Annotated in this window: 13 protein-coding genes; 9 read left to right on the forward strand and 4 right to left on the reverse strand. The window is 66.1% G+C overall.

Going from position 1 to position 11,619, the window contains the following annotated elements; all coding sequences use genetic code 11:
* The first annotated feature begins 32 nt into the window (after positions 1-32).
* Complete coding sequence (locus tag IPJ61_RS13240) at positions 33-440, forward strand: class I SAM-dependent methyltransferase (RefSeq protein ID WP_297108261.1); 408 nt, start codon at positions 33-35, stop codon at positions 438-440.
* Here IPJ61_RS13240 and IPJ61_RS13245 read toward each other — a convergent pair.
* On the reverse strand, positions 405-1,754 hold the full coding sequence (locus IPJ61_RS13245; protein ID WP_459251304.1) for an IS30 family transposase: 1,350 nt from the start codon (positions 1,752-1,754) through the stop codon (positions 405-407). The two genes, IPJ61_RS13240 and IPJ61_RS13245, sit on opposite strands and share 36 nt — an antisense overlap.
* A gap of 237 nt (positions 1,755-1,991) precedes the next feature.
* On the opposite strand from IPJ61_RS13245, the gene IPJ61_RS13250 reads away from it, so the two are divergent.
* The 5 genes from IPJ61_RS13250 (at position 1,992) to IPJ61_RS13270 (ending at position 5,795) form a co-directional block, all read left to right on the forward strand.
* Entirely contained in the window at positions 1,992-2,252 is a 261-nt protein-coding gene (locus IPJ61_RS13250; RefSeq protein WP_297108264.1) for a hypothetical protein, read from the forward strand.
* A gap of 32 nt (positions 2,253-2,284) precedes the next feature.
* Positions 2,285-2,518, forward strand: a complete 234-nt coding sequence (locus IPJ61_RS13255) for a FitA-like ribbon-helix-helix domain-containing protein (RefSeq protein ID WP_297108267.1) — start codon at positions 2,285-2,287, stop codon at positions 2,516-2,518.
* Complete coding sequence (locus IPJ61_RS13260; protein WP_297108270.1) at positions 2,515-2,901, forward strand: type II toxin-antitoxin system VapC family toxin; 387 nt, start codon at positions 2,515-2,517, stop codon at positions 2,899-2,901. The genes IPJ61_RS13255 and IPJ61_RS13260 overlap by 4 nt, the downstream gene beginning before the upstream one ends.
* 1,312 nt (positions 2,902-4,213) lie before the next feature.
* Positions 4,214-5,218 carry an ICP22 family protein gene (locus tag IPJ61_RS13265; RefSeq protein ID WP_297108273.1) on the forward strand — a complete coding sequence of 335 codons (1,005 nt, stop codon included), beginning with the start codon at positions 4,214-4,216 and terminating at the stop codon, positions 5,216-5,218.
* Positions 5,208-5,795, forward strand: coding sequence for a hypothetical protein (locus IPJ61_RS13270; RefSeq protein ID WP_297108276.1), 588 nt, complete (start codon positions 5,208-5,210; stop codon positions 5,793-5,795). The genes IPJ61_RS13265 and IPJ61_RS13270 overlap by 11 nt, the downstream gene beginning before the upstream one ends.
* Here the strand turns inward: IPJ61_RS13270 and IPJ61_RS13275 are convergent.
* From IPJ61_RS13275 to IPJ61_RS13285, 3 genes are read right to left on the reverse strand one after another with little or no spacing between them, the layout of a single operon-like run.
* A complete protein-coding gene (locus IPJ61_RS13275; RefSeq protein ID WP_366505403.1) occupies positions 5,770-6,732 on the reverse strand; it encodes an IS1634 family transposase in 963 nt (320 codons plus the stop codon). The genes IPJ61_RS13270 and IPJ61_RS13275 overlap by 26 nt on opposite strands.
* Complete coding sequence (locus tag IPJ61_RS13280; RefSeq protein ID WP_297108279.1) at positions 6,710-7,132, reverse strand: hypothetical protein; 423 nt, start codon at positions 7,130-7,132, stop codon at positions 6,710-6,712. The genes IPJ61_RS13275 and IPJ61_RS13280 overlap by 23 nt, the downstream gene beginning before the upstream one ends.
* A 17-nt stretch (positions 7,133-7,149) precedes the next feature.
* Entirely contained in the window at positions 7,150-7,287 is a 138-nt protein-coding gene (locus tag IPJ61_RS13285) for a hypothetical protein (protein ID WP_297108283.1), read from the reverse strand.
* 66 nt (positions 7,288-7,353) lie between these two features.
* Here IPJ61_RS13285 and IPJ61_RS13290 point away from each other — a divergent pair, with 66 nt between their 5' ends.
* From IPJ61_RS13290 to IPJ61_RS13300, 3 genes are all read left to right on the forward strand, one after another.
* A complete protein-coding gene (locus IPJ61_RS13290; protein ID WP_366505642.1) occupies positions 7,354-8,937 on the forward strand; it encodes an MSCRAMM family protein in 1,584 nt (527 codons plus the stop codon).
* Between the two features lie 71 nt (positions 8,938-9,008).
* Positions 9,009-10,577, forward strand: coding sequence for a SpaH/EbpB family LPXTG-anchored major pilin (locus IPJ61_RS13295; protein WP_297108288.1), 1,569 nt, complete (start codon positions 9,009-9,011; stop codon positions 10,575-10,577).
* Between the two features lie 10 nt (positions 10,578-10,587).
* Positions 10,588-11,595, forward strand: coding sequence for a class C sortase (locus IPJ61_RS13300; protein WP_297108291.1), 1,008 nt, complete (start codon positions 10,588-10,590; stop codon positions 11,593-11,595).
* Positions 11,596-11,619: the final 24 nt, after the last annotated feature.

The following is an 11,619-nucleotide window of genomic DNA, read 5'->3' on the forward strand; positions in this document are numbered from 1 at the left end:
GACAATCACTCTCAATAACGTAGGATCCTAGTATGACCGAAGACTTCTACACCGACAACGCCGAGTGGTATGCAGCGCTGGTCGCCGGAACCAGGGGCGAGCTCGATGCCGCGGTGCGTGACCTCCTCGGGCCGCTACCAGGCGGCGCCGTCGTCGACATCGCTTCCGGCGTCGGCAGCTGCCTGCCGGCGCTGCAGGACCTGGGCGCGGAGCGGCTGTTCGCCGTCGAACCGTCCAGGGCCATGCGCGCCGGCCTCATGACGACCATCGCCCATGATCCAGAGCTGATGTCGAGGACCACGATCGTCCCGATGGCGTTTCCCCAAGCTCTGGAACACCTGCCCTCCCAGTGGTCGGCCGGAATCATGTTCAACGCGATCGGACACCTCGAAGACAGGGCGAGTTCAACTGGTCGATGCAACACCGCCTTGTTCGAGTAACTGTAGCTGTTCGGTGAATACCTCGGCGGGGGTCTTCCATCCGAGGGTCTTGCGGGGCCGGTTGTTGAGGGCGAGAGCAACGGCCTCGAGGTCGTCGGCGGTCCATCGGGACAGGTCGGTTCCCTTCGGGAAGTACTGGCGTAGCAGCCCGTTGGTGTTCTCGTTCGTGGGCCGCTGCCAGGGGCTGTGGGGGTCGGCGAAGAAGACCTTCGTGCCGGTGTCGAGGGCGAACACGGCGTGACCGGCGAGTTCTTTGCCGCGGTCCCAGGTGAGGGTCTTGCGGAGTTGTTCGGGCAGCTTGGTCATGGACGTGGTCAGTGCGGTGTTCATCGCGACTGCACCGTATCCGCCCAGCGCGGGACCGTTCTTAACCCGCGGGGTCTCGCCCCAGCCGTCCAGCCGGGGTAGGTGGACCAGCAGTGTCGAGCGGCTGCTGCGCTCGACCAGGGTGCCGATCGCGGAACGTCCGGTGCCGATGATCAGGTCCCCTTCCCAGTGGCCGGGCACGGCACGATCGGCTGCCTCAGCAGGGCGTTCGCTGATCACCACATCCGCGGTCACATGGCCTTGCGGCTTGTTCTTGGTCCGGGCGCGAGGCACGCGTAGCGCGCGCCCGGTACGCAGGCAGGCGACCAGTTCCCGCTTCAACGCGCCGCGTCCTTCGATGTACAAGGACTGATAGATCGCCTCGTGGCTGATACGCATGGACTCATCATCGGGGAAATCGATCTTCAGCCGATGGGAGATCTGTTCCGGGCTCCAGGCGGTCGACCAACGGCGGTCCTGCCGAAACGGCTTGTTCCTCCCCTTCCACGCCGTTGCCCGGGGCCCGGCCACGACCGTGCCGTCCGGGCGGCGCACCTGCCCGTCAAGGCGGTCCTGGACGTAGGCGTGCAACGCCGGGTTGGTAGCGAGTTTGGCCTTCTTGGGTCGCTTCGCTGCTTGCTGTGCTTTCCACTGCGCCACTCCAGCGCGATAGCCCCGCCGATCAGCCCTGGTGGCAGCGTTGCGACGCAGCTCACGAGAGATCGTCGAGGGATCCCGACCGATCCGGCGAGCGATCTCCCGCACCCCGCGATCCTGAGCGTTCAGCACCGCGATCTCCTCCCGCTCAGCGAACGACAGATAGCGGCCAGTGGGCTCAACAAGACTGATCGGTGTCATCCCGCCAGCGTGACGGAACCAGCGCGACGCGACCGGCGTCGACACGCCCACGCCCACCGCCGCGTCCTCGGTCCGGACCCCCTGGGCGATCAAACGCCAGAACGCTCGCTGCACCGCGCGCGACGGCTCGGGCCGCCCCGGCGACCGCATCGCCGGCCGCAAGGCCCGATCCGCTGCCCACTGCCGACGTGCCCCCACCGGCTGCTCCGGCCACGACTTCCTCGAACCCGCCACCACACACCTCCATGATCGAGGTGTTGCGACGACCGATTGAATCCGCCCAGTGAACGCATGATGCTGTGGAACACGCTTCGGGACAGACTGGCACCCGGGGCGCGATTCGTCATGACACTCCAACCACCCAGCGAGGTCACGACGCTTCCTTGGATGGACTTCGGAGACGTGGCGGTCGGCGAGCACAGAATCGTGACACGCGGAAAAGCCGACCCCATCGATGCGACGCATGTGCTCTGGACAATCGAATGGACACTGCTCGACAGCACGGGCGAGACCCTGGAAACCAGAACACGAGCGCATCGTTGGCGGGCCCTGAGCCGCGCTGGCGTCACCATCGAAGCAGGCCACGCCGACTTGGTACCCGTGAACACCTCTGAGCACGCCCTCGTCGTGGCCTTCGAGCGATCGTGACGCCGGAGCATGGATGCCGCTAAAATGCATGCATGACGATCTCCATCACGGTGCGGAATGTCCCCAACGAAACGCGGGACGCACTCGCCGAGCGTGCCGCACGGACTGGGCGCTCCCTCCAGGAGTACCTGGCGGGCGAGCTCAACCGCCTTGCATCCGAGCCGAGCGTCGACGAGTGGCTGAGCGAGTCGAGGCGGCTGGCCGCGACTATCGCGCCCGAAGTGGCTGAGAACATCCTTGAAGCGAGAGAGGCCGATCGCAGGTGAGCGCTGTTATCGACGCGTCGGCCCTTCTTGAGGTGGTTCTTGACCCCAACGCGGGCGCCTTGGCTGGGCGTCTCGTCGGCGAAGATCTCCACGCCCCTGCGCACGTCCGCGTGGAAGCAATGAACGTTCTGCGCCGCCAACGAAATGCGGGGCTGCTCAGCCCGGCGCAAGCGGAAACCGCCGTCGCCGCCGTGATGGCGGCGCCCCTCCGACTCTGGCCGTTCGAGTCTGTCGCGGATCGCGCGTGGGGACTCGGCGAGAACGCCACCACGTACGACGCCGCTTACCTCGCCCTCGCGGAGCGGCTCGCAGCGCCGCTCATCACCCACGACGCCAAGCTCCCGCGCGTCCCCGGAGCGAGGTGCGCGGTCGAAGTCTTCTAGCTGCCACCCTGGCTGTTGAGCACACCCAGCTTTCACGAGTGCTGCACACCCAGCACCGGCTGCGGGTCTGCGTCATGCTGAGCGATGTCGAGGCCGCCCAGGCCACGGCTTCCGGCTGGACGAACTGACGCGCCGGCTTGCCCTCCGCCGGTCAATTGGGGAGGGGTGTAGGAGGAATCTGACCGGGATGACCGCCGTTCCCGCGCACCTGCATATCGCCGAGGACGACAGCGACGGCGAGATCACGGGGGATCCCGCCGGCCGACCCACTTGAGTGGACAGTCTTGGTACTTAAGTAGATCGCTGGCTCTCCCGGCGTCATCTGGCCAGGGTCTTGAGGGTCTTCACTGTTAGCGTGCTGGACGCGGGTTCCTTCCCAGCCATGGGTGCCGTCCCCAGGCTGAGCAAGGCCGGAGTCCGTCACGTGAGCCGAATGGCCGGTGGGGGTTTCCCCGGTCGTCGCTCCTGCTCGTGTCGCGCTACACGAGCGGAGCGGCGGCCGGGCAACCTTATTTCCCCTCATCAGTGGCCATTTGAGCACCTTCTCGGTCGACGCCGACCGCTCCCTCTCCATCTGCCTTCGGGGTGTCCGAACGCGCGCCACGCGGGCGCAGTTGACAGGTCAACCACTTTGGGTCCATGATGCTCTCGCTGGGCAGTCAACTAAAGTTGATTCTGGATCAACCTTGGGAGACCCAGTACACGTGGCGAAGGTCATGCTTGGGGGAGCGCGACTGAGTTGGTGGGGGAAAAGATGCCGTCAAAAATGGGGTGCCCTTGTGGGCGAAGGTGGGATCGTTGCGGTCGGATTGGCCCTGCGTGAACGCGTTAGGACGAGCTATCTTACCCCCACCGCCACCAGGTCTTTTTCCAGGCTCCCGGGCAACGATAAGCCCACCCGCCGCCAAACAGCACCCAAATACCGGGACACACCCCTAGGTGTAGGTGATTGTCGGTCGCCGGAGCTCAGGGAACGTCTCCTAGTTGACTTGCGAAACGCGCTGAGTCATGATTCAGGGGCCAGCGGTGCATGACTGACTAGACCAGTGTTGCAGCGGAGATGCGCGCCTGGCAGATCTTGACAGAGGTTAAGCGTGGGGGACGCACGACCAACTCGGTGGGATAGAAGTTGGCCAACGGTGAGGCTTTCCCAAGAACGCAGAAACGGTCGTTGAGGTGGGAGAGCCTCAATGTGCCCGCGCTTTGTCGCGCCCTCATTGTGGCCCTCACGGCATTGGCCCTTTTCACGGTCCCCATGGCCTCTTCATGGGCGGAGGGAGCCGCTGGGGAAACACCGGAACCCGCAGTTCCGGTGTCAGCCGAGCTTCCTGATCCCGACGCGACGTCGCCTGCGGAAGACCCCGAGGCACAGGATCCAGAGGATCTCTCGGAGGAGCCGACAGGACCTGCAGAAGTGCTGGACCCGCAAGACCAGGAAAAGCAGGAACCCGCGGATTCGGAGCCGAAGAAGGATCCCGGCACAGCGCCTGTCGATGACGCCGAAGCGGATCCGGACAGGGATGAGGAGCCTGAGTCCACGAAGAGAGAGGCTGCGGACGAGGAGTCCGTAGGTCCGGCGACGAATGCGCCAGGGAAGGCACCGGCTCTCCTGGGTGTTGGCGTCACGCCGATGTCGGTGCCGAGCGGGTCCTACTGCACGATCCCCGGTATCTTCAGTCTCGATCACCACGATTCCAGCACGTCGAATGTACGGTCTCAAAGGCTGGCGAGCCAGGGAACGGACGGGGTCGTCGGTGCCCAGGATTGGGATACGGACGGCTTGGCGATCGCGACCGACGGCAGCGCGTCGTTCGCTGCAATTGTGACGAGTGGAACACTAAGAATCCACAAGCTTCTGGCCACCGAATCCACCCATACCCAGGACTATTGGGGCAACACCGGCCTCGGGAACCCCTCGAATGGTGTGAGAGTCGGCGCCATGAAGAAGGTCGGCGCCCACGACTACTACTACTTCGGCGGCTTCCGGGTGACCGGGGTGCTCGTCGCCACCGTCACCCTCGAGCTCTACGCCTACAACACGTCGACCAAGGTCTTCATCGGGCAGGTCGCCAGGATGGAGGTCGCTACGAGTGTGGTCATGGCTGCTGCCCACGGGCTCGGTCGGCGATATCGCCTTCGACGCCCAGGGCAGGATGCTCATTCTTTGGGGCTCCACGGTCAGTCTCTTGAACTCCGAGATCTTGCGGCTCGACACCGTGCCGACGACGGTGTGGAACGGGACGACGGTCCTCGCGGTGACGCACCTTTCGTCCCCCGCCCACGCGCTCCTCCTGCCGTGGGTGGGGATGGCGTTTGACAGTGCGGGGAGTCTCTGGCTCGCCAGGAAGCAGGCTGTTCTCACCGGCGGAACCGTCTTCGCGAAGGTCGACCCTGCGGTGGGAACGCTGACAGGAACCGAGACGAAGTCCGACTTCGTCGCCATCGATCTCGCGAGCTGCTGGCCCAAGGATACGACCCTCACGCTGCAGAAGACGCTCCCCAACGGCCGTTTCGTCGCCACCGACCAGTTCACGCTTACCCTCGCGGAGGGCCCGACGGAACGGGCAACGCGGACGACCACCGGCACCGGGTCCAGCATCACCTCGCTCGCGGCGGGTCCGGTGACCGTCACCTCAGGGCAGGTGTACACCATCAGCGAGAAGGGCGCGGGAACGCCGACGGCGGACCTGACCACGTACACGAGCAGCTATGTCTGCACCTGGACGGATAGCTCGACGCTGGGCAACGGCGTCCTCACCTACAGTGCGGGGACGGGTGTGTCGTCCGCCACCCTTCCCGCGATTCCGGCGGGCAAGGTGGGACAGACGCTCTCCTGCGTGATCTCCAACCCGACTTGGGCCAGATTAGTCAGGTTTTCGCGAGTCGGTGGATGAGGGCCTGGGCGTCGGTGGGGAGTGGTGTGGCGGCGTGGACGATGTGGCCGTTGATGTTGAGTTCGAAGGTGCGGTAGCGTTTCAGGGTGCGGACCAGACGGCGTAGGGAGAGCCCCGTGCGGTGTTCGAGTTCGTGGCCAACAGCCATCGCGGCCATCACGATGGTCAGGTGCGCATCGATCGAGTCCTTCTTGCGGTGGTAGATCGGTCTGGCCTTCAGATCGGTCTTTGACATGCGAAATGCCTTCTCAATCCGTAGAAGCTGGCGGTAGGCGTTGATCACTTGCTCGGCGTTGAGGTCGATCTGGTTGGTTTCGTAGCCCTTGATCCCGGCCAGCGCGGTGTTCTTCTCGGCGAGTTCGTAGTTCACGGTCTTGGTCGGCTTGTGGAGGTCGACGTACCGGTTGCGTTTCACCGCGGTCTTCCCCGCGACGGCGTCTTCGGCTTTGCGGACCTGTTCGGCGATGCCTTTCCGGGACCGCCGCGCCCGGTCGGCTGAGTACTGGTAGTAGGTGATCGAGTGCGGGATCCCGTCAGGGCCTCTGCCGCTGCGATCAGCGATCGTCCAGATCTGCCCGTCGACATAGTCGGTGTCGGGGTGTTCGCGCCGCCACCGCGCGATCGGGTAGGGCACCTGAGCGAACTTGGTGCCGAGGATGTAGCCCAGTCCGGCATCGATGATCGACTTCTTGTTGCCGGCCGAAAACATGCCGGAGTCGGCGACCACGGTGACTCGGGTCAGGTCGTAGGTGCGTTGCAGCTGCTCGATCATCGGCAGCATGGTCAGCTTCTCGGACTTGTTGCCCTCGAACGCCGCCACCGCAAGCGGGAACCCTGTCTCATCAGCCAGGAGCCCGACGGTGATTTGGGGCTCCAAACGTCGCTCTTTCGAGTATCCGGGTATCCGGAGCTCGTCAGGGGGTGTCGGTCTCGAAATACAACGTGGTCACATCGAAGAGCACCAGGACACCGGGGCCGATACCCGCTTTGGCTGCGCAGGCCCTTGTCAATCCGTCTTGGAACCCTGGTTTCGCGTACACCGGGAGCCGGCGCTTGATCGTGCGGTACGACGCGGACCGGATGCCGATCTCGGCCAGAGTCTCGATCGAGTCGAGCTTGGAGCCGGGATGCACGATCCTGGCCATCACCAAATGCTCGAACACCTCGTCACCATTAGTAGCGGTGTCGAACCCCAGGCTGCGGTACACGCCTTGGATCGCGTCGATGAGATACCCGGCACGCTCCCCAGCGATCGCGAGCGGCGCCTCCACCGAGCCGGTCGCAGCCTTGGCGGCGTCGCCGTCGAGAGCCAGCCGAGGTTGCCGGTCGTCGATCAAGCGCTGCGCACGCGCGTTCAGCAGTACGAGTTCTTCGTCAGTGTGAGCCGAGCCGATGTGATCAGAACAGGCTTGTTGTCACGGTAGTGCCAGATCACCTGCACCGCACGGGCACCAGAGGCCGTCGGCACCACACGGATCCGAGGCAAAACCATGCCTGAACCCTACCCACACTCCCAGATTTAGTCAGGAAAACAGGCCTTCCCAGACACTGTCACCCCTTGTCACAAAGGGTTCAACCAAGCAACTTTCCAAGGCGTGGCCCAAGTCGGGTCGCCACCGACCAGTTCACGCTTACCCTCGCGGAGGGCCCGACGGAACGGGCAACGCGGACGACCACCGGCACCGGGTCCAGCATCACCTCGCTCGCGGCGGGTCCGGTGACCGTCACCTCAGGGCAGGTGTACACCATCAGCGAGAAGGGCGCGGGAACGCCGACGGCGGACCTGACCACGTACACGAGCAGCTATGTCTGCACCTGGACGGATAGCTCGACGCTGGGCAACGGCGTCCTCACCTACAGTGCGGGGACGGGTGTGTCGTCCGCCACCCTTCCCGCGATTCCGGCGGGCAAGGTGGGACAGACGCTCTCCTGCGTGATCTCCAACACCGCCAAGGCCCCGCCCCAGCTGGCGCTCCAGAAGAGCATCGCCGGCCGCTTCACATCCACCGATCAGTTCCGAATGGACGTCCGGCAGTCCGGCAGCTCGACCGACCTCGCAACGGCCACCACGACCGGGTCAACCACCGGCTCGCAGCTCCCGCTGGCGGGACCCGTCACCGTCACCCCTGGTGTCGCCTACACCATCGCGGAGACAGGAGCGTCGGGCGCGAGCCTCGGTAACTACACCTACTCCTACGCGTGCACGTGGTCGGGAGGCGGCACGCTGAGCGGCACTGCGTTGGCCTACTCGGCCGCGACCGGCCGCGCCCAGGCGACGCTGGACCCCATTTCTACCGGCAGGGAGGGGCAGACGCTGAACTGCGTCCTCACCAATCAGGCCAAGGGCTGGGTCACCTGGGAGAAGGTCGACGATGCCACCGGAGCCGCGTTGGCTGGCACCGAGTGGAGGATCACCGGTCCTTCGCTGCCCGGCAGCGGGGTCGACGTCATCGACTGCGTGGCGGCGAACGACGCGGCATGCCCCTCGGGTGACCACAAGGATCGCGACTCGCGGCCCGGCCACTTCCGGATCGACGGCCTCGTGCACGGCAGCCACCAGCTCGTCGAGACCGCGAATCCACCGGGCTACGTTCTCGACCCGACCGTGCGGAATTTCATCGTCTCCATGGGTGCGGGCGTCAATGCCGGCACCGTGAGGAACGTCCCGCTCCCGGGCGGGATCGCGTGGGAGAGCGTCGACGCCGCGGCATCCAGCGTGCACCTGAAAGGGTCGACCTGGAAGATCGTCGGTCCCGACCCGACGACGACAGAGCGGGCCGTTGCCGATTGTTTCGGCACCAATCTGCCGAGCGCGGGGGTCTGCGCCGTCGATACGGACGCGCGTCCGGGTCGCTTTGCGGTGGAGAACCTCGCATGGGGGAGCTACCAGCTCGTCGCGACCACGGCGCCGCCCGGCTACGTGCTTGACCCCACGCCGCACCCGTTCGTGATCGCTGGGACGGCGCTGGAGCCGTCGCTTGGCCAGATCGGGAGCACCGTTCGGGTCGGCCCGGCACTTCCTCTCACGGGCGGCCTCGGCCGCGACCATATCTACCTTGCGGGAGCATCCCTGCTCCTGCTGTCACTGGCGGGCTTCGGGTCTCAGCGACTCCGCGCCGGCCGCATCACGCGGAGGGCATGATCATGCGCCGCACCACACAGCCTGACGAGCCCGCGGGCGCGACAGCACAGATAGATGAGAAAGGAAATCGCATGATTGAGAGGAACACGCTGTCCCAGCGCCTCACAGCGAGCGTGGGGGCCTTTGCACTGGTGGCCATGGGGTTACTGGGGACGGACGTTGCCAACGCCGACCTCGGTGCCGCCGGAACGCCGCCGGGCAACGCCGCGCCCGGAACGACCGGTCAATTGACCGTCCACAAGCGTGCAGGCGCGCACGACGGAACCAGCCGTGATGACGGCACCGTCAACGCGGACCCGGGCGGCACCGCGCTGGCCGGCGTCGAGTTCACCCTGCAGCGGGTGGGACTCTTCACCGGTGGCACCTGCGTGGCCATCAACCTCGCCACGACCGAGGGCTGGGACGCCGCGGCGACTGCCCTCGGCACGCCCCCTTCCCCGCCCGCGGTGACCCCGGCCGAGGGTGACCTCTGCGCCGACGGCGCAGCTACCGTCCAGACGACGGCTGGCACCGCCGGTTCGACCACGTTCGCGGAACTGGCGCTCGGCCTCTACTACGTGACCGAGACCGACGCGCCGGAAGACGTGGTCGAGCGGGCGCTTCCGTTCTACGTCACCGTGCCGTTCCCGACGGGGACGAACCTGGCAAGCCCTACCCAGTGGCTGTACGACATCCACGTCTATCCGAAGAACTCGGTGGCGGCCAAGCCGGTCAAGACGATCACCGAAGAGCCGGACGCGTTCGTCGTCAGCTCCGACGTCACCTGGATCATCGACCAGGTGATCCCGACGCTGCCCGCACCGGGTTCTGAGTTCTCGTCGGCCGTCCTCACCGACGTCCTCGACGGCCGTCTGTCCTACGTCTCTTCCACCGTCCAGGTCGTCGACCCGGCGCTTCCTGACGGCGGCGGCAGCCCGACGGTGCTCGACACCCTCACGACAGCCGCCGTCGACGACCCGGCGGGAACCCTCACCTGGGCCCTCAACGCCACGGATCTCACGACGCTGAGGCAGCACATGGGCAAGACCATCCGCATCACGCTCGTCACCACGGTCGACGAGGTCGGCAACGGGACGATCCCGAACACCGCCGTCACGAGCAGCTTCAACGGCCGCACGCCGCAGGCTTCCGAGAGCGCGCCCCGCACCTACTGGGGCAACCTCGAGATCACCGCGGTCGACAAGGACTCCGACGTCGGTCTCATCGGGGCCGAGTTCGCCCTGTGGGCGGCGACCGGCGGCACCTGTTCCCTCACGGCGCCCGGAACGCCCGCGGTCGCTACGGGGACCTCGGACGCGAACGGGGTCGTTCAGTGGCTCGGCGTCACCCCGACCTCGCCGCTGGGCCTGTGGATCGCCAACTCCGACACGGCGATGGCCAGCCCGAACAAGGCCTACTGCGTCTACCAGACGAAGGCCCCTGCCGGCTACGTCCCGATCACGGCAGGCACCCTCACGACCGTCACCTCCAACGGCGGCACCGCGCTTGAAATCGACATCGACAACACCAAGCGCCCCGGCCCGGACCTGCCGTTGACCGGTGGCACCGGCACCGCCATCTTCGGCGGGGTCGGCCTCGCGCTGATCGTCGTCGCCGTCGCTGTCGGCCTCTCGACCCGCCGTAAGCGGGCAGCGAAGTGAGCTGACGTCGATGCCCGATTCCGCGCAAGGTCGCCGTCGCCGCTGGCGGATGCCCTGGGTCAATGCCGGAATCGGGCTGATCGCCTTGATGGGCGTCGTTGTGATGATGTATCCGCACGTGGCGAGCTGGGTGGCGCAGTACTACCAGAGCCTGGTCATCGAGGACATCGACGCAGCTATCGACGCCGCGCCGACCGCCCGGCTGGAGAAGGAGATCGAGCGTGCGCGCCTGTACAACGACGCGTTGACGGGCGGCGCGCTCGTCTCCCCGGAAAGCAACATTCCGACGGGGGCGGGCACTCTCGATGCGGATGTCGACTACTTCTCCCTCCTCAACGCGGGCGACGGCGTGATGGGAAGATTGCGGATCCCCTCCATCGCCGTCGACCTTCCCATCTACCACGGCACGTCCGACGAGGTGCTCGAGACGGGCGTGGGGCACCTCCAGGACACCTCGCTGCCAATCGGCGGCGCGTCCCAGCACTCCGTCCTGACCGCTCACCGGGGACTACCCTCAGCGACCCTGTTCAACGACCTCGGCAAGATGAAACGGGGGGAGACCTTCACTGTGGAGGTCTTCGGCGAGGTTCTCACCTACCGGGTCATCGAGACGCAGACGGTGCTGCCGGACGAGACGCAGTCGCTGCGACCGGTGTACGGCGAGGATCTCGTCACGCTGGTCACGTGCACCCCGCTGGGCATCAACACGCACCGTTACCTCGTCACCGGGTCGCGGGTGATCCCCACGCCCATCGAGGACATCGAGAGAGCGGGGACGCGCCCGGACATCCCCAGCTTCCCGTGGTGGGCCGTCGGCCTGGGCGCCGCCGTGCTGGGATACGTCGGCTTCGTCGCGTGGAGCGGTCGAGTTCGCGCGCCCAACCAACTGCTACCGGCGGTAGTTGATTTTCGAGAGGCGGAGGGTGACAGAAACCGGGACCGGTTCGGCATCCCGAAACGCCCCGGTATATCGTTGCCCGCGAACGCGCGCGGGGGCAATGGCGAGGAAGGCGACTGACGGTGTCAGCGCCACGGCCCGAAC

The organism is Tessaracoccus sp. (genome assembly GCF_016714275.1).
Classification (GTDB): domain Bacteria; phylum Actinomycetota; class Actinomycetes; order Propionibacteriales; family Propionibacteriaceae; genus Arachnia.